Annotated in this window: 26 protein-coding genes; 22 read left to right on the top strand and 4 right to left on the bottom strand. The window is 30.1% G+C overall.

What is annotated here, in order from left to right; translation table 11 throughout:
• The first annotated feature begins 14 nt into the window (after positions 1–14).
• The 6 genes from L988_RS03520 to L988_RS03495 all read left to right on the top strand — a co-directional run bounded on the left by L988_RS03520 (position 15) and on the right by L988_RS03495 (position 6,944).
• Positions 15–1,982 carry a TonB-dependent receptor gene (locus L988_RS03520; RefSeq protein WP_047381638.1) on the top strand — a complete coding sequence of 656 codons (1,968 nt, stop codon included), beginning with the start codon at positions 15–17 and terminating at the stop codon, positions 1,980–1,982.
• A gap of 17 nt (positions 1,983–1,999) precedes the next feature.
• Entirely contained in the window at positions 2,000–2,968 is a 969-nt protein-coding gene (locus L988_RS03515; protein WP_047381635.1) for an iron ABC transporter permease, read from the top strand.
• 1 nt (position 2,969) lies between these two features.
• Complete coding sequence (locus L988_RS03510; RefSeq protein WP_047381634.1) at positions 2,970–3,743, top strand: ABC transporter ATP-binding protein; 774 nt, start codon at positions 2,970–2,972, stop codon at positions 3,741–3,743.
• 9 nt (positions 3,744–3,752) lie between these two features.
• The gene (locus tag L988_RS03505; protein WP_047381632.1) at positions 3,753–4,637 is read left to right on the top strand and encodes an ABC transporter substrate-binding protein; all 885 of its coding nucleotides are present in this window, start codon (positions 3,753–3,755) and stop codon (positions 4,635–4,637) included.
• Entirely contained in the window at positions 4,627–6,327 is a 1,701-nt protein-coding gene (locus L988_RS03500) for an ABC transporter ATP-binding protein (protein WP_047381630.1), read from the top strand. Before L988_RS03505 ends, L988_RS03500 begins: the two co-directional genes overlap by 11 nt.
• Positions 6,328–6,431: 104 nt before the next feature.
• Positions 6,432–6,944, top strand: a complete 513-nt coding sequence (locus L988_RS03495; protein ID WP_052191665.1) for a pyridoxamine 5'-phosphate oxidase family protein — start codon at positions 6,432–6,434, stop codon at positions 6,942–6,944.
• Positions 6,945–6,989: 45 nt separating this feature from the next.
• On the opposite strand, the gene L988_RS03490 is transcribed toward L988_RS03495, so the two are convergent.
• On the bottom strand, positions 6,990–7,502 hold the full coding sequence (locus tag L988_RS03490; RefSeq protein WP_047381629.1) for a nitroreductase family protein: 513 nt from the start codon (positions 7,500–7,502) through the stop codon (positions 6,990–6,992).
• 119 nt (positions 7,503–7,621) lie between these two features.
• Here L988_RS03490 and rbr point away from each other — a divergent pair, with 119 nt between their 5' ends.
• The 8 genes from rbr (at position 7,622) to L988_RS03450 (ending at position 15,951) form a co-directional block, all read left to right on the top strand.
• Positions 7,622–8,200, top strand: coding sequence for a rubrerythrin (gene rbr / locus L988_RS03485; RefSeq protein WP_047381627.1), 579 nt, complete (start codon positions 7,622–7,624; stop codon positions 8,198–8,200).
• A 99-nt stretch (positions 8,201–8,299) separates the two neighbouring features.
• Positions 8,300–9,169 (top strand): DMT family transporter, encoded by an 870-nt coding sequence (locus tag L988_RS03480; protein WP_047381624.1) that lies wholly within the window; start codon positions 8,300–8,302, stop codon positions 9,167–9,169.
• An 82-nt stretch (positions 9,170–9,251) separates the two neighbouring features.
• Positions 9,252–10,052, top strand: a complete 801-nt coding sequence (locus L988_RS03475) for an MBL fold metallo-hydrolase (RefSeq protein ID WP_052191664.1) — start codon at positions 9,252–9,254, stop codon at positions 10,050–10,052.
• Positions 10,053–10,071: 19 nt separating this feature from the next.
• A complete protein-coding gene (locus tag L988_RS03470) occupies positions 10,072–11,409 on the top strand; it encodes a Sapep family Mn(2+)-dependent dipeptidase (protein WP_047381620.1) in 1,338 nt (445 codons plus the stop codon).
• A 167-nt stretch (positions 11,410–11,576) separates the two neighbouring features.
• Positions 11,577–12,911 (top strand): H2O-forming NADH oxidase, encoded by a 1,335-nt coding sequence (nox, locus tag L988_RS03465; RefSeq protein WP_047381619.1) that lies wholly within the window; start codon positions 11,577–11,579, stop codon positions 12,909–12,911.
• A gap of 92 nt (positions 12,912–13,003) precedes the next feature.
• Positions 13,004–13,627 (top strand): OmpA family protein, encoded by a 624-nt coding sequence (locus L988_RS03460; RefSeq protein WP_047381616.1) that lies wholly within the window; start codon positions 13,004–13,006, stop codon positions 13,625–13,627.
• Between the two features lie 88 nt (positions 13,628–13,715).
• Positions 13,716–14,459: an EI24 domain-containing protein gene (locus L988_RS03455; RefSeq protein ID WP_047381615.1), complete on the top strand. Its 744-nt coding sequence runs from the start codon at positions 13,716–13,718 to the stop codon at positions 14,457–14,459.
• 115 nt (positions 14,460–14,574) lie between these two features.
• Positions 14,575–15,951 (top strand): carbon starvation protein A, encoded by a 1,377-nt coding sequence (locus L988_RS03450; RefSeq protein ID WP_047381614.1) that lies wholly within the window; start codon positions 14,575–14,577, stop codon positions 15,949–15,951.
• A 35-nt stretch (positions 15,952–15,986) separates the two neighbouring features.
• On the opposite strand, the gene L988_RS03445 is transcribed toward L988_RS03450, so the two are convergent.
• Together L988_RS03445 and L988_RS03440 are read right to left on the bottom strand one after the other, a co-directional pair.
• A complete protein-coding gene (locus L988_RS03445) occupies positions 15,987–16,712 on the bottom strand; it encodes a LytTR family DNA-binding domain-containing protein (RefSeq protein ID WP_047381612.1) in 726 nt (241 codons plus the stop codon).
• Entirely contained in the window at positions 16,709–18,373 is a 1,665-nt protein-coding gene (locus L988_RS03440) for a LytS/YhcK type 5TM receptor domain-containing protein (protein WP_047381609.1), read from the bottom strand. The genes L988_RS03445 and L988_RS03440 overlap by 4 nt, the downstream gene beginning before the upstream one ends.
• Positions 18,374–18,479: 106 nt before the next feature.
• Here L988_RS03440 and L988_RS03435 point away from each other — a divergent pair, with 106 nt between their 5' ends.
• From L988_RS03435 to L988_RS03425, 3 genes are all read left to right on the top strand, one after another.
• A complete protein-coding gene (locus L988_RS03435; protein ID WP_047381607.1) occupies positions 18,480–18,875 on the top strand; it encodes a thioesterase family protein in 396 nt (131 codons plus the stop codon).
• A gap of 15 nt (positions 18,876–18,890) precedes the next feature.
• Entirely contained in the window at positions 18,891–20,228 is a 1,338-nt protein-coding gene (locus L988_RS03430) for a deoxyribodipyrimidine photo-lyase (RefSeq protein ID WP_047381603.1), read from the top strand.
• Between the two features lie 71 nt (positions 20,229–20,299).
• Positions 20,300–20,638, top strand: coding sequence for a hypothetical protein (locus L988_RS03425; RefSeq protein ID WP_047381601.1), 339 nt, complete (start codon positions 20,300–20,302; stop codon positions 20,636–20,638).
• Between the two features lie 39 nt (positions 20,639–20,677).
• On the opposite strand, the gene L988_RS03420 is transcribed toward L988_RS03425, so the two are convergent.
• Positions 20,678–21,037: a C-GCAxxG-C-C family (seleno)protein gene (locus L988_RS03420; RefSeq protein WP_047381599.1), complete on the bottom strand. Its 360-nt coding sequence runs from the start codon at positions 21,035–21,037 to the stop codon at positions 20,678–20,680.
• A gap of 143 nt (positions 21,038–21,180) precedes the next feature.
• Between L988_RS03420 and L988_RS03415 the strand changes: the two genes are divergently transcribed.
• The 5 genes from L988_RS03415 (at position 21,181) to L988_RS03395 (ending at position 26,069) form a co-directional block, all read left to right on the top strand.
• Entirely contained in the window at positions 21,181–21,429 is a 249-nt protein-coding gene (locus L988_RS03415) for a hypothetical protein (RefSeq protein ID WP_047381597.1), read from the top strand.
• A gap of 294 nt (positions 21,430–21,723) precedes the next feature.
• On the top strand, positions 21,724–22,842 hold the full coding sequence (locus L988_RS03410) for a glycoside hydrolase family 105 protein (protein WP_052191663.1): 1,119 nt from the start codon (positions 21,724–21,726) through the stop codon (positions 22,840–22,842).
• On the top strand, positions 22,842–24,632 hold the full coding sequence (locus L988_RS03405) for a transporter (RefSeq protein WP_047381594.1): 1,791 nt from the start codon (positions 22,842–22,844) through the stop codon (positions 24,630–24,632). Before L988_RS03410 ends, L988_RS03405 begins: the two co-directional genes overlap by 1 nt.
• 127 nt (positions 24,633–24,759) lie before the next feature.
• Positions 24,760–25,650 (top strand): 23S rRNA (adenine(1618)-N(6))-methyltransferase RlmF, encoded by an 891-nt coding sequence (gene rlmF, locus L988_RS03400; protein WP_197053380.1) that lies wholly within the window; start codon positions 24,760–24,762, stop codon positions 25,648–25,650.
• A gap of 17 nt (positions 25,651–25,667) precedes the next feature.
• Positions 25,668–26,069 (top strand): PhnA protein, encoded by a 402-nt coding sequence (locus L988_RS03395; RefSeq protein ID WP_047381591.1) that lies wholly within the window; start codon positions 25,668–25,670, stop codon positions 26,067–26,069.
• Positions 26,070–26,111 lie beyond the last annotated feature (42 nt).

The following is a 26,111-nucleotide window of genomic DNA, read 5'->3' as shown; positions in this document are numbered from 1 at the left end:
GAGGGATTAAAGAAATGAACAAAAAAATAGCAGTATTAAGTTTACTAGTAACAGCTTTAGGTTATTCGAATGATGAATTTTTCTATGAAGAAGCTAGTAAAGGTGTTAAATTAAACGAGAGTGTTATATCTACAACAGGGTTTGAAACAGCACAAAGAAATGTAACAAATACAGTTACAGTTATAACAGCAAAAGATATTGAAGAGAAAAATTACCAATCAGTATCAGATGCTTTAAGAGATGTTCCAAGTGTAAATATAATTGGAGATCCAAAAGATCCGATTATAGATATGAGAGGGCAAGGAACAAAGGCAGCAGAGAATGTACAAGTTTTAATTGATGGAATTTCAACAGGATCATTAGATTCAAGTCATGGAAGAATGCCTATAAATACAGTTCCAGTTGAAAATATAGAAAAGATAGAAGTGATTCCAGGTGGAGGAGCGATACTTTATGGAAGTGGAACTAGAGGAGGAGTAATTAATATAATTACTAAATCTGGTGCGGGATATAAAGGTGGATCTGTATCTAGTGAATTTACTAGTTTTGGAACTAAAAAAGGTGATGTATCATTTGGAACTACTGTAGGAGATTTCGGAGTAGGAATTAACTATACAAAAAATGATTACAAAGGTTTCAGAGATGGAGATGAATCAGATTCAGAATTCTTCGAAGGAAGTTTAAAGTATAAAATTGATGAAAATCAAAATATTACTTTAAAATATTCAAGATATGATGAAAATGCAACATCACCAGAAAGATTGACAAAAGAGCAGTTATCAGACCCAACACAGTCAGGGCTTACAAGTTCAAAAGATTTAGCGATGCTTGATGTGATTAAAGATGAATTTAACTTAAAATATGAAAATAAAATAAATGATAATTTAAAGTTAGACATACTATCGTTCTATCAAGAATCAGATATTGAAACTGTAGGAACTAAGGGAAGTGGAAGAATAGAACTAGAGGATAAAAAAGTTGGATTTAAACCGAAGCTTCAATTAAAGTATGGAGAAAATAATGAGATTGTATTCGGGTATGATTTTATATCTCAAGAGATGAATAGAGTTACAGGTTCGAGTACAAACTATAATCTAAGTGATTTTACTAAAATGACAAACAGTGGGTTTGTTTTAAATAGAAATAGATTTGGAAAGATTGAATTCACTCAAGGTTTCAGATATGAACGTGCTGATTATGATTTAAAAAGAAAAGATAATACTAGAAACCTAGATGAAAAAATAACAAAAGAAAATTATGCAGCAGAAGCGACAGTGAATTATCTGTATTCAGATACAGGAAATGTATATGCAAAGATAGAAAGAGGATTTAGATCACCTCTTCCACCAGAGATGGCAAATACGAAGGATTATTCATTAAGTAAGGCTGATTCAGAAACATATTTAACTTATGAGTTAGGTGCAAAAGACTATATTTTAGGAAGTTATGTAAATGGAGCAGTATACTATACAGAAACAGATAATGAGATAGCAAGAGTAGCTATTCCGGGGACATTCTATTTCGATTACTATAATATAGGAAAAACTAAAAGATATGGAGCTGAGTTATCAGCAGAGCAATACTTTGGAAAATTAACTGTTAGAGAAAGTTATGCTCTTATAAAAACAGAGATATTAGAATCAGCAAATTCTAAATTAGAAGGAAAAGAGATAAGCGATGTACCTACGAATAAGTTATCGTTAGGATTATCTTATGAGGTAACACCAAAGTTTACAGTTTTAACAGAGACTGTTTATACATCAGCTTATTACATAAATGATGAAAACACTGGAGGAAAACAAAACGAAAATATTGTTACAAATGTAACATTTAACTATAATCCAACAGAAACATTAAAATTATACACAGGGGTAAGAAACCTGTTTAATGAGAAATACTATAACTCTATAAAATCAGATGGAAAATATTTTGATCCAGCAGCAGAAAGAAGTTTCTATGCAGGATTTAAATATAACTTCTAAAAACAGGGAGAATTAATATGAAGAAACATGTGTCATTAATATTAATTCTGGGAATAATACTGACAGGAACACTTTCTATTGGTTTAGGAAGTGTTTCTGTGCCATTGGAGCAATTATTTTCAATGTCAACTGCCCCAGATTATATAAAAACAATAATTTATGAAATAAGATTACCAAGAATAATTATGGCGCTATTAATAGGGATGATGCTATCATCAAGTGGTGTTGTGGTTCAAGCTGTGTTTCAAAATCCTTTAGCGGATCCTTATATAATAGGGATAGCAGCAAGTGCGACATTTGGAGCAGTAATAGCTTATGTATTCCAATTACCAGATATATTTTACGGAGTGCTAGCATTCTTATCTTGTTTAATAAGTACTTTTGTAATATTCAAGCTTTCAAATAGAAATGGAAAAGTTGATATAACAACACTATTGATAGTAGGGATAGCTGTCTCGTCATTTATAGGTGCGTTTACATCGTTTGCTATGTATCTTATAGGTGAGGAATCATTTAAAATTACTATGTGGTTAATGGGGTATTTAGGAGGAGCAACGTGGACAAAGGTAGCACTTTTATTTGTACCATTAGTATTTTCTCTAATCTTCTTCTATCTACAAAGAAATCAGTTGGATGCTCTGCTATCAGGAGATGAAGAAGCAAACTCTTTAGGAGTTGATGTTCATGCATTAAAAGCAAAGGTTTTAACTGTTTCTGCTTTAGTAGTAGCTTTTTCAGTAGCTTTTTCAGGAATGATAGGATTTGTAGGTTTAATTATACCTCATTCAATAAGAATGTTGGTGGGACCTTCAAACTCAAAACTAATTCCAAATTCAGCTTTAGCAGGAGGATTCTTCTTACTAATTTGTGATACTATTGGAAGACTTTTATTAGCACCAGTTGAGATTCCTATAGGTGTGGTTACAGCCTTCTTTGGAGCGCCATTCTTTTTATATCTAGCATTTAAATCTAAAGGAGGAAGATAAGATGGGTATTAAAGTTGAAAATCTATCTTTTTCTTATGGAGATAGAGCTATTTTAAAGAATTTAAAAGTTCAAATAAAAAAAGGAAAGATGACAGGAATATTAGGGCCGAATGGATGTGGAAAGTCAACTTTTTTAAAAAATATACTTGGTTATTTAACTCCAAATAGTGGGGAGATTATTTTCAATGGAAAAGATACAGCTGGGTTATCTAAAAAAGATAAAGCTAAACTTGTATCGTTAGTTCCACAAAAATCAAATTTAATGACAAATATGTCTGTGAAAGATTTCGTTTTAATGGGGAGATTACCTCATTTAAAATCGAGTTGGGCAGGATATACATTTGATGATAAAAAAAAGGTAGAGGATAATCTAAATTTTTTAGGATTATATAAATTTAGTGAAAGAGTAGCGGTAAGTTTATCTGGAGGAGAGTTCCAAAGGGTATTGTTAGCAAGAGCATTAACTCAAGAACCAGAGATACTACTTTTAGATGAACCAACTTCGGCACTTGATTTAAATCACGCTGTAGAGTTACTAAATAAAGTTAAGAGTTTATCTTTAGAAAAATCACTGACAAGTGTCGCAGTTCTTCATGATCTTAATTTAGCGGCAATGTTTTGTGATGAATTAATAATGATGAAAGATGGAGAGATTAAGTTCCAAGGGACACCATTAGAAGTTTTAACAGAGGAAAATTTAAGAGCAGTTTATAATCTGAAATCAAAGGTTATAAAAGATGAAAATGGGATACCATATATTATTCCATTAGTATAGGGAGAGATTATGAAAAAATTAGCAATTTTAGCATTCACAGTTTTGATGAGTAATTTTGCCTTTGCTTTAAAGTTAGAGAATGGATTTATTGTAGATTCTAGAGGTAACAAAGTAGAGGAAAAAGAATATAAGAAAGTTTTAATATTAGACCCCGCAGCGGTTGAATCATTTTATTTGATTGAAGGAGAGAAAAGTATTGTAGCTATAGCAGATACAGCAAAAAATCCTATATGGCCACAAGAGAAAACAAAAGACCTCCCAAAAGCAGGAACTATAATGAAGCCATCGATAGAGCAGGTTCTAAGTTTTACTCCAGACCTTGTAATATTAAATACAATGTCTGAAGCATTTGGAGAGAGCTTAAAAGCTAGAAAATTAAATTTTATAATAAATGAAGCGAACTCTTTTGATCAAATTTTAGAAAATTTAGAGGTGTATGGGGTAATAACTGGTCAAAGAGAAAAATCAGAAAAGTTAGTACAGGATTATAAATCTAAGTTAGGTGAGATAAAACAAAAGATAGAGGAAAAACCATTGAATATTAAGGGAGCGTTTTTATTCTCGACATCTCCAATGATGGTGTTTACTCCGAACTCTTTACCAGGACAGATATTTGATACCTTAGGTATTGAGAATATAGCAAAAGGGTTGCCAGGAGGAAGACCAATACTTTCACCAGAATATTTATTAGCTCAAAATCCAGATCTATTAGTTGGATCAATGGCGATAAAAAATAAAAATGATATTTTAAATAGCAACCCAGTTGTAAAACAAACTAAAGCAGGGCAAAAAGGTAATATGATGATAATTGATTCAGATAAAATACTGAGAGGAACTCCGAGAGTTATAGATGCTCTAGAAGAGTTGTATCAGGAGTTATCGAATGTTAAATAGTATTTTTAAATACTATCTAAAAGAAAGAAAACTGCTAACTTATTTTTTAGTTAGCAGTTTTTTTGTAACTGGTTTGGACTTATATGGCCCGATAGTAGTTCAAAACCTGATAGATACATCAATACCGAATAAAAATGTTAAAGAGTTCTTTATGTTCTCAGCAGCCCTTTTAGGAATATATGTGTTTAGGTTATTGTTGTCTGTTTATTCTAGTTCGAGAGGACAGTTGATGGGAAATAGAATAAAGTTTCTGATGAGAGAGGATTTGTTCAAGAAAATTTTAAGTCAACCAGATACATATTTTATGAAAAATCAAAGTGGAGATATAATATCAAGAGTGACAAGTGATTTAGAAAATGTTTCAGCTCTTTTATACAGAGGTTTAGAAGATTTTCTATTTTCTATACTATCGATAATTGGTGCAGTTGTTCTTATGGCTAATTTCAATTTAAAATTGACCCTATTAACGATGATACCTCTGCCTTTAGCTGTTTATTTTACAATTTATCAAAATAAAAAGTTAAAGATAGGTTATGGTTTAGTAAGAGAGAGATTTTCAGGTCTTACTTCAAAAATTCACGACTCTTTAAAAACTGTATTTTTTATAAAGGATAATGTTTTAGAAGATGATATATTAGAAAAGTTTTCAGAAAAAAATAAAGAGCTTTTAGATGTAGAGAAAACAAATATATTTAATACATCTGCTCTTATGTCAGGAGTTAATTTTTACAATCAACTTACACAACTGATAGTGATATTTATAGGTGGGTATATGCATATAAATGATGAAATAAGTCTAGGAGTTATCGTAGGGTTCATATTACTGACAAATAGATTTAGGATATATCTACTAAGATTGATGGGATTGATAGATGTTTTCCAAAGAGGAGCAACAGGAATTGGAAGATTTTTAGATATTATGAATATTCCAGATGAAAAGAATGGAGATATTCAAATGACTGACGAGATAAAAAAAATAGAAGTTAAAGGTTTAAGCTTCTCTTTTGGCAATCAAGATGTAATAAAAGATTTGTCTTTAGTGATTGAAAAAGGTGAAAAAGTAGCCTTCGTAGGAGAGAGTGGAGTTGGAAAAACAACGATTTTCTCACTTTTAAAAAGAACATTTCTACCTGAAGAAAACAGGATATTAATAAATAATCACTGTATAACAGATTTAGAAAGAGAGAGTCTACTTAATAAAATAGCAGTAGTTGATCAAAGAGATAGTTTGATGAATGAAACAATTTTAGATAATATAAAAGTTGTGAAAAAGGACGCTACTGATCAGGAGATAATGAAAGCCTTAGAATTAGCTCAATTGAAGGAGTTTGTAGAGAATCTTGAGCACAAAGAAAAGACTAAGTTAGGTCAAGGTGGAGTTAATTTGAGTTCGGGGCAAAAGCAAAGATTAGCTATGGCAAGGCTCTTTTTAAAGAATCCAGAGATTATAATGTTAGATGAAGGAACATCAGCACTAGATAATATCCTAGAGAAAAAAATTATGGATAACATCTTAGAAAAGTTTGATGATAAAATAATAATCTCGATTGCTCATAGATTAAATACGATAAAAGAGTTTGATAAAATTGTTGTTTTGGGAAAAGAGGGTATCAAAGAGATGGGAGATTATAAAACCTTAATGGAAAAACAGGGAGAGTTCTTCAGAATGTATAAAGCCGGGAATTTATAATCATACAAAAAAAGTGTAATTAATTCTTGACAAAGTTTGTAAAAAAATATACTATATGAGTATATAATATTTTGAGATACAAACTTAAAGGAGATTGAATATTTATGATGAAAATGGCAATGAATTTAAATAAAGATGAATTAAGAAAAGAGATAGATGAGTTTGAAGGAAGTTTTAAATCAGTAGTTTTAGGAACGGTTTCTAAAAATGGAGAGATTGATGTTACTTATGCTCCGTATGTAAAATATGAAGGTGCAGGATACATTTTTATCAGTGAAATAGGAGATCACTATGATAACTTAGTAGAGAACACTCAAAAGTTTGAGATTATGTTCTTACAAGATGAAAGTGAAGCGGCATCAGTGTTAGTAAGAAAGAGATTAAGATATAATGTTACAGCTGAATTCCAACCAAGAGATGAGAGATTTGAAACTATTTTAGATATTTTCGAAGAGAGAATGGGACATGGAGTTAAGGTAGTGCGTAAGATGGAAGATTTCCATTTAGTAAAATTAGATGTAATTGATGGAAGATTTGTTAAAGGTTTTGGTCAAGCGTTTAATTTAAAAGGTGATGATATCATTCATATGACTGGAGATAAAAAAACTCATAGATAAGAAAAGGATTATTGTGACTCTGTAAAGTTACAATAATCCTTTTTTTTAGAACTTATCAATATGAATTTTAGAAAAGTCCATATCGTTTTCATTTCGAGGTATTTTTTCTTCGTTTGGATATCCTAGTGAAATAATTGAAACTATTTTGAAATGAGATGGAATTGATAATAAATTTTTTATATAAATTTCAGAATCGATTCCATCACTAGTTTTTCTATCTTTTACATTTATCCAGCAACTACCTAATCCAAGTTGAAAAGCTTTTAGTTGAATTGTGAATGATGCAATAGAGGAGTCTTCGTTCCAAGTGTTTGATGTCTCAGGATTTCCGAGAACAACAATTGCTGCATTAGCTTCACTTAGCATAGCTGAACCAACTTTTTTGGAAAGAGATAATTTATTTAAAATATCTTTGTTTTGAGTTAGAATTAATTCAAATGGTTTTAAGTTTCTTCCAGAAGGTGAGGCTAAAGTGGTTTTTAAAATTTCATTTAATTTTTCTTTTTCAATATTTTGTGTAGTATATTTTCTAATGGTTCTTCTTGATAAAAAATCCATATATCCTCCTCGTATAATTTTATTTTCTATATTATCATATAAAATAAAAAAATAAAAAGGAAAAAAATAAAAAGATAGAATAATATCAAAGAATACAAATAAGGAGGTAACAGGATAAAATGGTAAAATCGATTAAGGGATCTAGAACTGAGCAAAATTTATTAAAAGCTTTTGCAGGAGAGTCACAAGCAAGACAAAGATATACGATGTTTGCTGAAAAAGCTAAGAGTGAAGGGTATGAGCAGATAGCTGCATTGTTTGAAGAAACAGCTTTAAATGAGCAATATCATGCTAGAAGATTTTTCTCATTTTTAGAGGGAGGACCTGTTGAGATAACAGCAACATATCCAGCTGGAATTGTTGGAACAACTATGGAAAATTTAGAAGAGGCTGCTGAAGGTGAATATGAGGAGTGGGCAGAGCTTTATCCAGGATTTGCTGAGGTAGCAATAGAAGAGGGATATCCACAGGTAGCAGCAGCGTTTAAAGCTATAGTTGAAGTAGAAAAATTACATGAAAAAAGATATCGTAAACTTCTTGACAATTTAGGTAGAGAGTTAGTGTTTAAAAAAGATGAAGATGTGAGATGGAAGTGTAGAAAGTGTGGGTATGTTCATGCAGGTAAAGAAGCTCCTAAGGTGTGCCCATCATGCTTAGAAAAACAGAAAGAGTTTGAAATGGAATGTGTAAACTATTAAGATTGATTTAGAGAGGATATAATCCTCTCTATTTTTTCATTTCAAATTAAATTAAAAATAGTGTAGAATAGTAAAAAAGAAAAATAGGGGGGGAGAACAATGATGGGGGAAAGTTTAGCACTTTTAGCAGCTTTTGGATGGGTAGGAAGTTCTATTTTTTTAGAGAAAGCAAGTAAAGAAGCGGGAAGTTTGGCAGTAAACTTAATAAGATTAGTTTTAGCTATGGTATTTTTAGGTATGATAACACAGATGAATAGAGGGATGTTACTACCTTTAGATGTTTCTAAAGAATCTTTAAAGTATCTATCTGTATCAGGATTATTTGGATTATTTTTAGGAGATTTCTTTTTATTTAAAGCTTATTTGAAAATAGGTCCTCGAATTACACTGCTTGTGATGACATTTAGTCCTATAGCGGTGTCAATATTAAGCTTTTTTATTTTAGAGGAGAAAATAGAGTTATTTAAAGTAATAGGGATGTTATTGACAATAAGTGGAATTGCAATAGTCATTTTAAAGAAGAAAAGTGACCAGACTTTTTCAAAAGTAGGGTTTATGTATGCTGTATTAGCTATGTTAGGAGAGAGTTTTGGAATAGTTTTTACTCGGATGGGGTCGATAGATTATGATTCTTTTGCAACAATACAGGTTAGAACAATTCCAGCTATATTAGCTTTTATTTTATATATAACATATCGTAAAGAGTGGATGGATATAAAAGATGGAATAGTGAATAAAAAAGCGATGTTATATATAGTGTTAGGGACAATTGTAGCAACGATGGGTGTGACGTCTTTAGTTGAAGCTATGAAACATGCACACGTTGGGATTGTGAGTACGCTAGCTGCAACAAGTCCAATATTAATAATTCCAATATCAATAGTTTGTTTTAAAGAAAAAATATCTCCTTCAGAAGTAGTCGGTGCAATAATTTCTTTTGTTGGAATAACAACATTTTTCATACTATAAAACTTGATTTTTTGTAATAAAAACAATATAATTATTTTTAATAAAATAAAAAAGGAAGGGATAGAAGATAGAAATACAGGTCTTGGTTGAAAATAAAAGCTCAAATAAAGAGTTAGCGAAGGAGCATGGCCTCTCTTTATATATAGAAACAAAAGGTTTGAAAATATTATTTGATGTTGGAGAGAGCAAAAAGTTTTGGAAAAATGCTGAAAAATTAGGTTTAAATTTAGAAGAGGTAGATTATTTGATTTTATCTCATGGTCATAAAGATCATGGAGGCGGACTTTCATATTTTTTAAAGAAAAATAAAAAAGCAAAGATTTATTGTAGTGAATATTATTTTGAAAAGCACTATAAGAAAATCTTTGGAGCGTATATAGATATAGGAATACCATACGAGTATCTGGATGTTGAAAGATTTAATTTTGTAGAGAATATTTTAGAAATTGAGAATTTAAAATTATTCCATTGTTTTAATAGAGAGAGCTATAATCCTCTGAACGAAAGTCTTTATATAAAAAGTGATAATGGTGAGTATATAAAAGATAATTTCAAACACGAATTAAACTTGATAGTTGAGGAGGAAAAAGTTAAAGCTTTATTTATTGGATGTGCTCATAAGGGAGTAAATAATATCTTAGATGAATGTGAAGCTTATGGTGATAAAGTAAATGTAATAGTAGGAGGTTTTCACCTTTCGAGCAGAACAAGTTTAAATAAAAATGAAAAATATATAGATGAAGTTATAGATTATCTGAATAAAAGTAAAGTTGAAAGTCTGTATCCTTGTCACTGTACTGGCGAGTATGGTATAAAGCGAATGATAGAGAAGACTGGGATTTATATATCTGATATTCAAGTAGGGAATAAAATAAATTTATAATTGAAATAGGGAGAGAGCGTTGAAGTATAAAAAATTAGATGAAAAATTTCCAGAGTTTATAGAAAGTTTAAATAAAATAGTAAAAATCCCCAGCTTCTTAAAAGAAGATAAAAGTGGTTATCCGTTTGGAGAAGATATACAAAATGTATTAGAGGAAACTTTGAAAATATGTGAGGAGTTAGGTTTTAAAACTTTTATTGATCCAGAAGGGTATTATGGTTATGCTGAAATTGGAGATGGAGAAAAATTAGTAGGTGTTTTAGGACACTTGGATGTAGTTCCACCAGGTGATTTGAAAAAATGGAAAAATCCGCCATTTGAACCAAAAATTGAAGATGGGAAATATTTTGGAAGAGGAGCTCAAGATGACAAGGGGCCTACATTAGCTGCTATATATGCTCTGAAAATTTTATTAGAAACTGGATTTGAATTAGATTACAGAGTAAGATTTATCTTTGGTACAGATGAAGAAAATCTATGGAGAGATATGCCTAAATATGTAGAAAAAGAGGAGATGCCTACAGTAGGGTTTACACCAGATTCTAAATTTCCATTGATATATGCAGAAAAGGGTTTGTTGCAATGTAAGCTTATCGCTGAAAATGAAAGTGGAATGATATTTAAAGGTGGAGATGCATTTAACTCGGTTCCTTCGACGATTACAGTTGAAAACTCAAAAGGTCTTATAGAGACATTAGAAAAATTGAATTACGAGTATTTAGAAAAAAATGGATGCGTTGAAATAATTGGAAAAAGTGTTCATGCTCAAGTAGCTGAAACAGGTGTAAATGCAATCAATAGATATATGCATGCTTTGAATGAAAGTGGACAAAATACAAAATCTGGTAAATTTATAGTGGAAAATATTATTGGTTATAATTTTGCAGAACCTATTTTTGGAGAGATTAAAGATGAACATTCAGGAGAGTTAAAATTTAATATTGGTAAAATCGAATTTACAGAGAAAGAAGAAATTTTATGTATTGATATGAGAATACCGGTGACGTATAGTGTAGAAAATATAATAGAAACAATAACTAAAAAGGCTTCTGATTATGGATTTAGATATCAGGCACATGATTATTTGAAATCAATATATACACCTCTAGATTCTAGTTTAGTAAAAACATTGATGTCAGCTTATCAAGAAGTGACAGGAGATTTAATTTCTAGACCGATAGCTGGAGGGGGAGCTACATATGCAAGAGCAATAAATAACTGTGTAGCATTTGGTGCAGTTTTACCAAATAGCCCAAAAACAGAGCATCAACCGAATGAGTATATCGTGTTAGAAGACATAAAATTAGCTATGAAAATATATATGAGAGCATTTGAAAAATTTAAAGAGTACATATAAAAATAAAAGAATTAACGAGGATAAAAAAACATCCTCGTTTTTATTTTGATTAAAAAAAAATGAATTCAAGGTCATATTTTAATCGTAAAAACAATTGACTTCAGAATACTAAAAAGGTATACTTTGATTGAATATATATCAAATAAAATGAATTTTAGGAGGCAATTATGAGTAAAATAGTAGTAGTAGGAGCAAATCACGCTGGAACAGCAGCAATTAACACAATCTTATCGAACTACCCAAATCAAGAGGTGGTAGTATTTGACAAAAACTCAAACATTAGCTTTTTAGGATGTGGAATGGCTTTATGGATAGGAAAGCAAATTTCAGGACCTGAAGGATTATTCTACTCTTCACAAGAAAAATTAGAATGTAATGGTGCTAAAGTTCATATGGAAACAGAGATAAAAAGAGTAGATTTTGATAATAAAGTTGTTTATGGAATGGATAAGAATGGAAATGAGATAGTAGAATCTTATGATAAATTAATATTATCAACAGGATCGTTACCAATAGATTTACCAATTCCTGGAAAAGATTTAGAAAATGTTCAATTCGTAAAACTATATCAACATGCTGAAGATGTAATAAAAAAATTAGAAAATAAAGAGTTAAAAAATATAGTAGTAGTTGGAGCAGGGTATATTGGTGTTGAATTAGCTGAAGCTTTCCAAAGATGTGGAAAGAATGTAGAGCTAGTTGATTTAAGTGACAGTTGCTTATCAGGTTACTATGATTCTGAATTCAGAGAGATGATGAAAGAAAATATGGTAAAAAATGGAGTTAATGTAAACTTTGGAGAGAAAGTATTAGAGATCAAAGGAAATGGAAAAGTTGAGGAAGTTGTAACAGACAAGAAAACTTACAAAGCTGATATGGTTATTTTAGCTGTTGGTTTTGTACCAAATAATATCTTAGGAAAAGAAAAGTTAGAGTTATTTAGAAATGGAGCTTACAGAGTAGATTTAACTCAAAAATCAAGTTTAGAAGATGTTTATGCAATTGGAGATTGTGCTACAGTTTATGACAACTCAATCGAAGATACAAACTACATAGCTTTAGCAACAAATGCGGTTCGTTCAGGTATCGTTGCAGCTCATAACGTGTGTGGAACTAAATTAGAAAGTATTGGAGTTCAAGGTTCGAATGGAATCTCAATATATGGGTTAAATATGGTTTCAACAGGATTAACTTTAGAGAAAGCAAAAGCTTTAGGATATGATGCAATTGCAACTGAGTTTGCAGATTTACAAAAACCTGGATTTATCGAACATGATAATGATACTGTATTCTTAAAAATAGTTTATGATAAAAATACAAGAAGAGTACTAGGAGCTCAAATGGCTTCAAGACAAGATATATCAATGGGAATTCATATGTTCTCACTTGCTATTCAAGAGAAAGTGACTATAGATAAAATTAAATTATTAGATATATTCTTCTTACCTCATTTTAATCAACCATATAACTATATAACAATGGCTGCATTAAGTGCAAAGTAATTATCAAGTTAGTTAGAAAAGTAACATAGAATTCTTGACATGTTCCTTTATATATTAGATAATATAAGAAGTATCAAAATAGGAGGAACAAAATGAGAAACAAGAAAACAATAGCTATGTTACTACTGACGACATCTCTTTTAGGGGCTTGTAGTACTGCAGATAAAAAAACTAGTGGAACTGTAAAAGGTGCAGCAGCAGGAGCACTGATAGGTCAATTAGTAGGAAAAGATACAAAGGGAACGCTTATAGGTGCTGGAATAGGTGCTTTAGCAGGACTTGGTTGGGGAGCTTACAAAGATGCTCAATACAAAGAGTTTATAAATGCTCTAAATAGTACAAATATAACAGTAACAAATAATAAAGACAATATAAATTTAAGATTACCTGGTGAATCTTCATTTAAAAGTGGAAGTTCTGTCTTAAACGGAGGATTCTATGCACCGTTAAATTCTATTGCGGATATCATGAATAGATATCCTGATACAAAAATCCAAATTTCTGGATATACAGACAATACGGGAAATCCAAATTCTAATTTAAATCTTTCATTACAAAGAGCACAAAGTGTAGCAAATTATTTAGCAACACAGGGAGTATCACCGAGTAGAATTTCAAGTGTTGGTTATGGGGATAGAAATCCAGTAGCTTCAAATGCGACAGTTGATGGAAAGGCGTTAAATAGAAGAGTAGAAATTAATATATATCAAAAATAAAAAAGGCTTTAAAGCCTTTTTTTATTTTGAAAGATAGATATACAAGTTGTTGTAAATTAATTTATAAACTTATTTAGAGGAGAGAGAAGTGGAAAAGATAAGAATATTATTAGACGGTTATTTGAAAGCGCCTAAATTAATAAAAGAATTAGGGTTAAGATGGGGATATTTGGTTGGAGGATTTGTAGGCGTATTATTACTTTTATTTTTTTATTGGATTTCTGGATATATAGGGGATTGGATATTCAAAGAAGTAAGTAATGTTTTTGATTTTCAAGAATATTCTAGAATAGTAAGATGGTTGTTTATCTTTTTAATAAGAACGATTATGATTTCAGTAGAGTATTTCTTTTTTAAAACGATTTTATTGGCAATATTAGCACCTTTTTTTAGTTATATATCCGAAAAGATTGAATGCTACGAAGAGGGAGTTGTGTATAAATTCACGGTCAAAGAAAATTTGTTTTTTATATTAAGGGGAATAAAAATTGCGGGTAAAAGTTTTTTTAAAGAATTTTTTTTTACGAGTATAGTTATTTTATTGGGATTTATTCCTGTTATAAATATAATCGTACCGATTTTAATTTATATTATTCAAAGTTACTTTATATCGTATAATTTTGTTGATTATACACTTGAAAGACACAAGATGTCAGCAGAGGAAAGTTCAGATTTTATATGGCAAAATAAGATCGTATTTACAATTGGAGGTGGAATATTTACTTTGATATATTTTATTCCTATCATAGGGATAATCGTGGCTCCATTGATAAGCATAACTGCATTCACAACAACAACATTGAAACTTTTAAAAACAAAAAAAGGTATTTAAGTATATAAAAATACAATTTAAGTTTATAAATAGTCGTTTTATTCCAAAAAAAATACATTTTGATAAAAAACAATTATAATATATTAGAAAAAATATCAGAGTGTGGAGGTTTAAGATGATTAGTTTTATAGGATCGTTGATAGCGTTAATTTTAGGTTATGCAATCTATGGAAAGTATGTAGAGAAAGTATTTGGTATTAGTGATAAGGAAACTCCTGCAGTTCGTCTAGCAGACGGAGTTGATTATGTTGAATTAGATTGGAAAAAAGCATTTTTAATTCAGTTTTTAAATATAGCTGGATTAGGACCTATCTTTGGAGCAGTAGCGGGAGCGCTTTGGGGACCAGCAGCTTTTCTATGGATTGTATTTGGATGTATTTTTGCGGGAGCAACACATGATTATTTATCAGGAATGCTTTCGGTGAGACACGATGGAGCAACTATAGCGGAAATTGTAGGGCATTACTTGGGTGACAATGCAAAAAAACTTATGAGAGTATTTTCAGTTGTATTATTAGTACTTGTTGGAGTTGTATTTGTAAATGGACCAGCCGGAATATTAGCAAGCATGACAAGTATAGGAACTTTAACATGGGTAGCAATAATAATTGCATATTATATGCTTGCCACAGTTTTACCTGTTGATAAATTAATAGGAAAAATATATCCAATATTTGGAGCTTCATTGATTATTATGGGAATAGGTATTGGTGGAGGACTAATCTTCCAAGGATATAATATACCAGAGATTTCATTAGTAAACTTACATCCTAAAGGAACATCAATCTATCCATATCTATTTATAACAATAGCGTGTGGAGCGATTTCTGGATTCCATGCAACACAATCACCTCTTATGGCTAGATGTATGAAGAGTGAAAAAGAGGGAAGAAGAGTATTTTATGGATCAATGATAGCAGAGGGTGTTATTGCACTTGTTTGGGCAGCGGCAGCAATGTCATTCTTTGGTGGAACTGAAGGACTTATGAATGCAGGACCAGCAGGAGTTGTAGTAAATACAATATCAAATAGTATATTAGGAAAAGTTGGGGGAGCTTTAGCATTATTAGGAGTTGTAGCTTGTCCAATAACATCAGGAGATACAGCATTTAGAAGTGCAAGATTAGCAATAGCAGATGCAATTGACTACAAGCAAGGACCAATAAAAAATAGATTTATGATAGCAATACCACTATTTGCAGTAGGAATTGGTTTATGTTTTATAGATTTCGCAATTATTTGGAGATATTTTGCATGGTCAAACCAAACTTTAGCAACGATAGCATTATGGGCTGGAGCAGTATATTTAGCTAAAGGAGAAAAAAATCATTGGATAGCAACTATACCGGCGACATTTATGACTGCGGTAGTTACAACATACATACTGATAGCACCAGAAGGATTTAGATTATCAGAAACTATAGGTTATGTAGTTGGAATAGCGGGGGCAGTAGTGGCATTAGGATTATTCTTAAAAAAAATAAAAAAGTAATAAATAAAAAATCTCTCTAATTTAGGAGAGATTTTTTATTTTATAGTTAAAATTTCTTTGAGTTCTTTGACTTTATTTCTACTTACAGGAATTTTGAAATTAGAATTTGAAACTTTTAAAATATAAGTGCCATTAAACCAAGGTTCTACTTCGATAATTTTATCGATATTTACAATATATGAACGATGGCATCTAAAAAATAATTCTTCAGAAAGAATATTTTCTAATTGAGAAATTTTTAATTTTGATGTATACATTATTTCTTTCATAAAAATATTTGTTTCTTTTTCATCTGCTTCAATGTATAAAATATTATCAGTTGAAACTACTAACATTTTTGAATCGGAATTAACAGTTATTTTTTTTATATTATAGTCTTTAGGAGGGGAATCAATTTTTTTAATTTTTTCTACAATATTTTCAAGAAGAGTTATTATCCGATCTTCTGAATATGGTTTTAAAATATAATCAAAAGCTTTTATTTCAAAAGCTTCTACAGCAAAATCCTTATAGGCAGAAATAAAGACTAATTTTATATTTTTATTGACTCGATGGATTATCTTTCCCAGAGTCATACCGTCTAATTCAGGCATATTTATATCTAGAAATACGACATCTACTTCATTTGCCTCAATATATTTCAAAGCATCTATTGGATTTTCAAATTCTTTTTCAATTTGAAAATTGGTATTACTGTTAATAAAGAATTTTAATTCCTCTCTAGCGGGAAATTCATCTTCAACAATTACACATTTAATCATTGTTCCTCCTGGTCAATATAGAATGAAATTTTTGTTCCGTTACTTAGACGTTCTATATTTAATCCTTTACCATAGATAAGTTTTAAACGATTATGAACATTTTTTAAACCTATATTTTTTTCAATTTTATTATTTATATTTTTGATTATTTCTGGATCAATTCCAATACCGTCATCCTCTACGGAGATTAAACATTTTAAATACATTTTTTTTATAGTAATTTTAACTTTTCCAGAACCATTTCTTTTTAATAATCCGTGTTTTATACTGTTTTCAACAAGTGGCTGAATGGTTAAACTAGGTATTTTTAAGTTATCTAAATTTTGATCAAAGTTATAAATTACTTCAATTCTATCTTGAAATCTTGCTTTTTCTATATTTATATAAGCTTTAACTTGTTCTAACTCTTTTTCTAAAGGAACAAGTCTATCTGTATTTTCTAAATTGTATCTAAGATAAGTGGATAAATCAATAATAATCTCTCTTGCTTTACTGGGATTAAATCTAACAAATGAAGCTGTTGTATTGAGAGCATTAAATAGAAAATGTGGATTTATTTGTGCTTGTAGAGCTTTTAGTTCAGCATCTCTGGCCATGGCTTTCAAATTTTCTAATTTACTTATTTCAAGTTGACTAGAGATAAGTTGAGAAAGGCCAATAGCTAAATATTTTTTTCTAGCAGTAATATTTTCTTCATTATTAAAGTATATTTTCAAAGTACCGGATACTCTTTCATCTTGAAAAAGAGGGGTAATAATACAAGATTTTATACCTTTTTCAGAGTACCAGAAATCATTTAGTTCACTGTTTCTATCAAAAATTAAAACTTCACCAGAAGATAAAACTTTTTTAGTAGCATCACTTTGAATACTTTGATTTTTTATACAAAAATCTTTATTTTTAAAAGCGTTTGCTATTATAAAATTTTTATCAGTGATAACAACAGTTTCAGCTTTTAATGATTCAAGTAAAATTTTACAAACACTATCGAGAGATTCTCCTTTTTTAAAGAACGGAAGAGTTTTGTTGGCGATTTCGAGAGCTAATTTAGCTTGTGTTCCCGCTTCTCTTTCTTTCTCTTCTAAAATTTCTTCGGTTATTATGATTATGACTGCGACACCTATTCCATTTATAAATATCATTGGAAGATAAAGATTTTTAACGATATCCATAGCTAAAATTTTATTACTAGAAAGAACTAATATTAGTAGCATACTAAGGTTTTCAACGAAAACACCTGCGAAAAAGCCTAGAAAAGAACGATTGTTAGAGTTAGATTTTTTGTAGAGGTAGCTAGTAATAAATCCACCTAAAACTGTTGCAATAGAGCATGGAATTGCAGTAAGTTGACTAACTCCGATAGAAGCTCTGTGTATACCAGCAATAATAGCCGAGATAATAGCAACCTCAGGGCCTGCAAGCATACCACCAACAATGACTCCGATGTTTCTAGTGTTTGCAATTGCACCTTTATAATCGACTCCAATATAAGTTCCTAAAATAGCTAAACTAGAAAAAACAATTGAAAGAAGTATTGTATCTTTTTTTGTATGTTTTTCTCTTACAAAAATATTTTTGGCACTTTTGAATCGAGAAAAGAAAAACGCGATAGCTATAATATAGCCGAGAGTATTAAATAGTTTACTTGCCAATTCGAACATAAGACACCTCTAAATTATGATCTTAATTATACCATATAAAAAAGAAAATTAACAAATTAGAAGAAATATTGTTATAATGAAAAAAAAGAAAAAAGGAGTATAAATAATGTTTGAAATAGATTATAAAGTAACAGTATCAGATATAAATTACGGTGGTCATATGGGAAATGAAAGAGCTCTTCTTTTGTTTCAAGAGGCAAGAATAAATCTTTTTAAGGCGTTGGGTGGAGATGAAATGAATGTAATAGATGGTATTGGTACAATTCAAAAGGATGCTCATGTTTATTATAAAGGTGAAGTTTATATGGGAGAGAAATTGAAAGTAAGAATTGTAAGAGTTGAGCTTAAAAAGGCTTCAATAGATTTTTTTTATCAGGTTGCAAATGAAAATGGTGATATAGTAATAGAGGGTTCAACACTAATCGTAGGTTTTAATTATGTATTAAAAAAAATCTCGAAATTTCCTAAAGAATTATTTGAAAAATTAAAAGCTATTATTTAGTTAGGAGGGTGTTTTATGGATAAAGAGAGAGTTAAATATTTAAAAATAAATAAAGAGAAAAAAGGGGAATATATAATTTATTGGATGCAAGAGACTCAAAGGATAGAATATAATTTTTCTTTAGAAAAAGCTATTGAAGTCGCAAATGAATCGAAGTTACCACTTTATGTTATATTTAACTATATAAAAAATTATCCAGAAGCATCTGAAAGACATTTTAAATTTATGCTTCAAGGACTAAAGGACGTTCGTGATACTTTGGAAAGATATGGTGTTCAGTTTGTTTTGTTAGAAGGAGATTTAGAAAAAAATATGCTAAAAATTTCCAAGGATGCTCGAACTTTAATTTGGGATAAAAGTTATCTGAGATATCAAAGAGATATTCGAGAAAAAATTTTAAAAAAATTGGATTTAACTATAATTGAAGTTGAAAATAATGTTGTTGTACCTGTAGAAGTTGTAAGTTTTAAAGAAGAATATAGCGCAAAAACATTTAGGGATAAATATAAAAAAGTCAAAGAAAGATATTTAAAAGAATCTGATTATAAAATAGTTATAAAGTTTGCTTATAATGAGTTGATAAATAATAAATTAAAGAAAATGGATCAGTCGCAAATTTATCTTCCTCAAAATAAAGCTAGGTTAGATGGAGATTTTATTGGAGGAGAAATAGAAGCTAAAAAAGTGTTGGAAAAATTTATAGAAGAAAAATTAGAGTTTTATTCACTTAAAGGACCTGATAACGATTGGAGCTCTAAACTTTCTCCATATTTACATTTTGGACAGATATCACCTCTTCAAATATGGAGTGCGCTAAAAAAAATCAAAGAATTAGAGATTCAAAAAGATAAATTTTTAGAAGAACTTTTTATAAGAAGAGAATTAGCTATAAATTTTGTATACTATAATTTAAAGTATGATGCTTGGGATGGGATTACTTATAAATGGGCTTATGAAACAATGGAAAAGCATTTAAAGGATCAAAGAGATTACTTATACTCTTTAGAAGAATTAGAAAATTATAAAACTCATGATATTTATTGGAATTCAGCACAAAAACAGATGGTAGATACAGGATATATGGAAAGCTATATGAGAATGTACTGGTGCAAAAAGCTATTAGAATGGGTTGGCTCTCCTCAAGAAGCATATGAGATAGCGATAAATTTAAATAATAAATATTTATATGATGGAAGAGATCCTAATTCTTATGCTGGGGTAGCGTGGTGTTTTGGAAAACATGATAGAGCTTGGAAGGAAAGAAAAATTTTTGGAAAAGTTAGATATATGAATAGTTCTGGCTTGGAAAAAAAGTTTGATATGAAAAAATATATAAAAAAAATTGTGAAATAAAGAAGGAAAATGAGACTTCGTTATTAACAATAAGATAACAATATCTTAATTCGTTTTGAGGAGGAATTAAAATGAAAAAAATAACTATGTTAGCATTATTAGGTATAAGTGTACTTATGGTTGCTTGTTCAGGAGAGAAGCAAGAAGCTAAACCTGCTCCAGAGGCACCAGTAATAGAAGCTCCAGCAGCACAGGAAAAAGCTGCAGCAGTAGAGGCAACTGTTCAAGAGGATGTAAAGCAAAATGTAGAAACAGCAGCACAAAGTGTTGATACAACTACTGAGAAAATAGGTGCTGAATTAGAAAAAGTAGGAGATGCGGCTAAAGAAAAAGTTGACGATGGTGTTGATGCGGCTAAAGAAAAGGTTGAAGCTGGAGTAGATATGCTAAAAGAAAAAATAGCAAATTAGATAAAAAAACAAGGAGTGGATGAAAATCTACTCCTTGTTTTATTTTAAAACTTCTTCTAATTTTTCGTAGGTATAAGCTACTATCTCTTGGCAACTAGTACCAGATTTTTTCAATTCAATACATAATTCAGAATTATATTTTTCTTTGATTTCTTTTAAAAGTTGATTAGAAAGCGCTCTAGCCTTATTTTCCTCTAAATAAGTTTCTCTACCTTTTAAAAAACCAATAATAAGAACAGCAGCATTCACAGCTCCACAAAGGCTACCAACAGTAACACCAGTCCCCATACCGCTTCCTAAAGCTATAGGAATATTTGTTCCGTTATTTTTATTGAAAGATGCAATGATACTTTCAGCACAATTAAATTGACCTTTAACATATTCTACTTTTTTATTCATAAATCGCTCCTTAGGTAAATGTTAACTTGATTATAATCCTGAAAAGAAATAGTGTCAATAGTAAGTATAAACAAAGTGAATTTGAAAACAAGAAAAAAACGAGGTAAACTTTTATTAGAATTCAAATCATAAAGGGGGTAATTATGGTATTGAAAAAAGTAACGGTTGGAATGATTTCGGTTTTAAAGGTTATTTCGGAGATTTTATATGAAGTTTTAAGGCGATTTTCAGTTCTGTATTACATAATATTTATTTTAGGTTTGTTAATATCGATAAAAAATAAAACTGTAAGTTTTGAGGTCATTTTAGTGTCGACAATCTTTTTGTTGGTAACTTGGTTATATTGTAAATATTATACTAGGATACATGATTTCTTAGATAAAGATGTTTGATTTAAAGGGAAGTTCGTAGAACTTTCCTTTTTTTATTTACCTTCGTTTTTTAGATGGTATAGTGTTCTGTTTTAGGTTAAAAAAAATATATAGTGAATAAAAGTTGTTGCTTTTTATAAAATTATTAGAAAAAAACAATTGACAATAATTTATTTTAAATGTATACTAAACACAAAATCGTATACAATCTTCACAAGAGTATACAATAATGAAAGTTATTAAAAGCTAATAGGGGAACAAAAAATAAATTTAAATAATAAAATTAAATAGAGAACACGGAGGGAACATCTAATCATGAAAAGGTTACAAATTGAAAACTACATAGAGTCTTACTTAGGGAGTTATAAAGAATATAAGACTGAATGGAATTATGAAGATGGTTGCATATTAATAGGAGCAGAAGCATTATATAAGGCTACAAAAGATAAAAAATATTTAGAATTTATTTTAAATTATTTAGATAAAAGAATTGATGAAAATGGAAAGATAGCAGATTTAAATCCAGTGGAATATAATATTGACAATATAAACTCAGGAAGAGTTTTATTTACAGCATTCAAAGAAACAAACGATGTAAAATATGAAAAAGCTACTGAAAGTGTAAAGTATTTGCTGAATATTCACCCAAGAACATTGGAGGGGAATTTCTGGCATAAAGGAAGATATCCTTATCAAGTTTGGTTAGATGGACTATATATGGCCCAACCATTTCTTGCAATCTATTCAAATGAAAAACACGATGAAAATGGTTTAAAGGATGTTTTAAATCAATTTAAAAATGTAAGAAAAAATCTATTCTGTGATGATAGAAAATTATACTTCCATGGTTTTGATGAAACAAAAACTATGAATTGGGCAGATAAAGAAACAGGAAAATCAAAAAACTTCTGGGCAAGAGCAGTTGGTTGGTATGCTATGGCTTTAGTTGATGTTATTGAAGGTATTGATGATGTGACATTTAACTCATATAAAAATGAACTTGCAAAGTTATATGTAGAGCTTATGGAGGGAGTTGTAAAATATCAAGATGAGTCAGGGTTATGGTATCAAGTTATGGCTTTAGAAGGAAAAGAAGGAAACTACTTAGAAACTTCAGCTACACTGATGTTTGCATATTCATTATTAAAAGGAAATAGATTGAATCTAGTTGATGAGTCTTATTTAGAAAAAGGAAAAAAAGCTTTCGATGCAGTTATTGCAAATAATTTAAAAGAAAAAGATGGAAAGTTAGAGTTAGGAAACATATGTATAATGGCTGGTTTAAATGGACTTATACCATTTAATGGAGATAGAAATGGAAGTTTTGAATACTATATTTCTGAAAAAGTTGGATCTGATGACCCTAAAGGAGTAGGACCTCTATTTAAAGCTTATAGTGAAATAATCTTATTAGGTGATAAGGGAGGAAAGTAATGAAAATAGATATATTAGTAATTGTAATTTACTTTATGTTTATGATGGCAATAGGATATTTCTTCCAAAAGCATGCTTCGAATTCTACAAGTGACTATTTCTCTGGTGGTGGGAAAATGTTGTGGTGGATGGTAGGAGGAACGGCTTTTATGACTCAATTTAGCGCTATGACTTTTACAGGAATGGCAGGGGATGCATTTACAAAAGGTATTGGTCCAGTTGTTGTATTTTATGCAAATGCATTAGGATATTTAACTTGTTTCTTATGGTTTGCACCTAAAGCGAGGCAATTAAGAATTGCAACTCCGATAGAAGGAATAAGAATGAGATTTGGAAATACGAGTGAACAAGCTTTTACGTGGGCGATTATGTTACCGAATATAATCTCGGCAGGTGTTTGGTTGAATGCGCTAGCAATATTTGCAAGTGCTGTATTTGAAGTTTCGATAGATGTTACTATATTAGTAACAGGATTAGTTGTATTATTTATGTCTCTGACAGGTGGAGCATGGGCTGTAATAGCATCTGATTTTATGCAGATGATTATCTTAATGGTAGGAACGGTAGCTTGTGCTATAGTTGCATCGATAAAAGGTGGAGGGTTCTTCAATATTTTAAATATGGGACTTCCAACTAATAAAATAGTTGGTCCAGATATAAACTACGTTTGGTTATTTGCAATTTGGTTTATAATGATTTTCTGTAAACAGTTCTTCAGTGTAAGTAGTTTAACAGGTGGAGCATATAGATTCTTCTCTGCTAAGGATACTAAAAATGCAAAAAAAGGAGCTTTATTGGCACTAGGTTTGATGCTGATAGGACCTTTAGTGTGGTTCTTACCAGTTTGGTATATGTCAGCCTTTAATCCAGATGTAACTACTTGGGGGTTATCAACTCTAGGAAAATCTATAACAAATGGTGTTTACTTAGCGTTTATAAAGAAAGAGATGCCTGCAGGAATGGCTGGAATTATGATGTCGGGAATCTTCGCAGCGACAATGTCATCTATGGACTCGGCATTAAATAGAAATGCCGGAATAGTAATTAAAAGTTTCTACTGCCCAATTGTAAATAAAAATGCGACAGAAAAACAGATGATGTCAGTTAGTAAAATTGTAACATTCTTCTTTGGAGTGATGATAATTTCAATCGCTTTAATATTAAATAAATTTAATAACCTGAGTTTATTTACAATAACTCTTATGATTGGAACGCTATTAGATTTACCAATTTTAATTCCAGGATTATTAGGTTATGTTGTGAAGAAGACTCCAGATTGGGCTGGTTGGGCAACTGTAGTAGTAGGATTCATAGTTTCGTTTGCAGTTATGAAATTATATAATCCAATTTGGGTAGCGAACACACTTAATTTAGTAGTTCCGTTTACAGCTAGAGAAGCAAAAGATTTGGAGATTGTTGTTGGTTTAGGGGCTCAGTTAACAATAACTTGTGGATTCTTTATGTCGACGAAGTTATTCTTTAAAGGATTCAAGTCAAAAGAGAGAGAGGAATCTTATAATAAATTCTTCAATAATATTTCGACAGAGGTTATAGCAGTACAATCAGATGAAAATGAGTTAGACAATACTCAAAGAAGTATATTAGGAAAGCTTATATTTGCTTTTGGAATAATACTATCAATGCTGGTAGTTATACCTAATCCTACTTTTGGAAGAATAACTCTTCTATTGATTGGATTAACGAATTCTACAATAGGGTATTTTTTAAATAAAGCAAGTACACCGAAAATAAAAAATAAAATTTCAGTTACAGAAGCTAGTTCAATCTAAAGTGAGAAAATGAGAGGTTTTATCAAAAGAGAAAAGTAATTCTTTTTGATAAGACCTCTTTTATTGCTTATTAAAATTAAAAATGTTAAACTAATTTAAAACAAAAGTTAAAAGGAGAATGTTGGTATTGAAAAAAGATATAAAAAAAGGAGAATTACATCCTAATAATCCACATAAAGGAAGATATGATTTTAAAAGCTTAAAAGAAAACTTACCAGAGTTAAAATCATTTGTAATAAAAAATCCGATAGGAGAAGAAACCATTGACTTTAGTGATAATAAAGCGGTTATAAGTCTTAATAAAGCATTGATCAAAACTTATTATAATGTAGATGAGTGGAATATTCCAGATGGATTTTTATGTCCTCCAATTCCGGGGAGAGCTGACTATATCCATTATATCGCAGAGTTACTATTAAAAAAGAAAGATGTAAGAGTACTTGATATAGGAACGGGAGCAAACTGTATATATCCTATAATAGGAAGCCAAACTTATGATTGGAACTATGTTGCATCGGATATAGATCCAAAATCTATAGAAAATGCTCAAAAAATAGTTGATTTAAATGAAAACTTAAAAAACAAAGTTACTTTGAAACTTCAAAAAGATAAAAATCATATTTTTATAGGGATTATTGAAAGTGAGGATAAATTTGATTTGACAATGTGTAATCCGCCATTTCATTCATCACTTGAAGACGCCTTAAAAGCAAATAAAAGAAAAGTTGATAATTTAAATAAAGGTAATAAAGATATAAAAAAAGGTTTGAATTTTGGTGGACAGAAAGCTGAATTATGGTGTCCAGGAGGCGAACGTCTTTTCTTGAAGAAAATGGCAAAGGAGAGTGCGATATTTGCATCTCAAGTATTTTATTTTACAAGTTTGATTTCGAATAAAGATAACATAAAACCAACAGTGAAAATTCTTGAAAAATTAGGTGCTAATTGTAAAATATTAGAGATGACTCAGGGACAAAAAATAAGTAGAGTATTGGCTTGGACTTTTAGAAAAAAATAAAATTAGGAGGATATATTGTGGCAAAAGGGTTTGATAAGCATCAGGAGAGATTGAGTATAGTTTCTGGATTTGGAAAAAATTTGGCTAGAAGATCAAAATCAAAGTGTGAATTGTGTGAGGCGATAGGAGTTAAATTGTCTGTTTTTGAAGTTCCGCCGTCAAAAGATGAACCAGATTATGATAGATGTATATTTTTATGTGATAGTTGTATAGAACTTTTGAAAAATATAAAGAGATCAAAAGAAAATGATTTTAGATTTTTAAGTGGAGCTATGTGGAGTGAAACTCCGATAGTAAAAGTAACAGCAATATATATATTAAATAGCATAAAAGAAAAATATTCATGGGCAGAAGAGTTACTGGAGAATGCATATTTAGATGAGGAAGAACAAGCTTTGTTAGAAAGTATAATTTTTTAAATTCTAAAAAAGAAACGAAGATTGAAGAGAGTAAGAATAGAA

Origin of the sequence: Cetobacterium sp. ZWU0022 (assembly GCF_000800875.1) — a bacterium.
In the GTDB taxonomy this organism is placed as follows: Bacteria; Fusobacteriota; Fusobacteriia; order Fusobacteriales; family Fusobacteriaceae; genus Cetobacterium_A.
The sequence above is the reverse complement of the archived record's forward strand: the minus strand, read 5'-3'. Positions and strand labels throughout refer to the sequence as shown.

Coding starts and splice junctions, on each gene's coding strand:
- L988_RS03410 (WP_052191663.1), top strand. CDS start 21,724: ATGAAAAGGTTACAAATTGAAAACTACATAGAGTCTTACTTAGGGAGT.
- L988_RS03445 (WP_047381612.1), bottom strand. CDS start 16,712: ATGATTAAATGTGTAATTGTTGAAGATGAATTTCCCGCTAGAGAGGAA.
- L988_RS03425 (WP_047381601.1), top strand. CDS start 20,300: ATGAAAAAAATAACTATGTTAGCATTATTAGGTATAAGTGTACTTATG.
- L988_RS03490 (WP_047381629.1), bottom strand. CDS start 7,502: ATGGATTTTTTATCAAGAAGAACCATTAGAAAATATACTACACAAAAT.
- L988_RS03405 (WP_047381594.1), top strand. CDS start 22,842: ATGAAAATAGATATATTAGTAATTGTAATTTACTTTATGTTTATGATG.
- L988_RS03495 (WP_052191665.1), top strand. CDS start 6,432: ATGATGAAAATGGCAATGAATTTAAATAAAGATGAATTAAGAAAAGAG.
- L988_RS03460 (WP_047381616.1), top strand. CDS start 13,004: ATGAGAAACAAGAAAACAATAGCTATGTTACTACTGACGACATCTCTT.
- L988_RS03505 (WP_047381632.1), top strand. CDS start 3,753: ATGAAAAAATTAGCAATTTTAGCATTCACAGTTTTGATGAGTAATTTT.
- rbr (WP_047381627.1), top strand. CDS start 7,622: ATGGTAAAATCGATTAAGGGATCTAGAACTGAGCAAAATTTATTAAAA.
- L988_RS03430 (WP_047381603.1), top strand. CDS start 18,891: ATGGATAAAGAGAGAGTTAAATATTTAAAAATAAATAAAGAGAAAAAA.
- L988_RS03415 (WP_047381597.1), top strand. CDS start 21,181: ATGGTATTGAAAAAAGTAACGGTTGGAATGATTTCGGTTTTAAAGGTT.
- L988_RS03435 (WP_047381607.1), top strand. CDS start 18,480: ATGTTTGAAATAGATTATAAAGTAACAGTATCAGATATAAATTACGGT.
- L988_RS03515 (WP_047381635.1), top strand. CDS start 2,000: ATGAAGAAACATGTGTCATTAATATTAATTCTGGGAATAATACTGACA.
- nox (WP_047381619.1), top strand. CDS start 11,577: ATGAGTAAAATAGTAGTAGTAGGAGCAAATCACGCTGGAACAGCAGCA.
- L988_RS03480 (WP_047381624.1), top strand. CDS start 8,300: ATGATGGGGGAAAGTTTAGCACTTTTAGCAGCTTTTGGATGGGTAGGA.
- L988_RS03440 (WP_047381609.1), bottom strand. CDS start 18,373: ATGTTCGAATTGGCAAGTAAACTATTTAATACTCTCGGCTATATTATA.
- L988_RS03420 (WP_047381599.1), bottom strand. CDS start 21,037: ATGAATAAAAAAGTAGAATATGTTAAAGGTCAATTTAATTGTGCTGAA.
- L988_RS03450 (WP_047381614.1), top strand. CDS start 14,575: ATGATTAGTTTTATAGGATCGTTGATAGCGTTAATTTTAGGTTATGCA.
- L988_RS03520 (WP_047381638.1), top strand. CDS start 15: ATGAACAAAAAAATAGCAGTATTAAGTTTACTAGTAACAGCTTTAGGT.
- L988_RS03500 (WP_047381630.1), top strand. CDS start 4,627: ATGTTAAATAGTATTTTTAAATACTATCTAAAAGAAAGAAAACTGCTA.
- L988_RS03510 (WP_047381634.1), top strand. CDS start 2,970: ATGGGTATTAAAGTTGAAAATCTATCTTTTTCTTATGGAGATAGAGCT.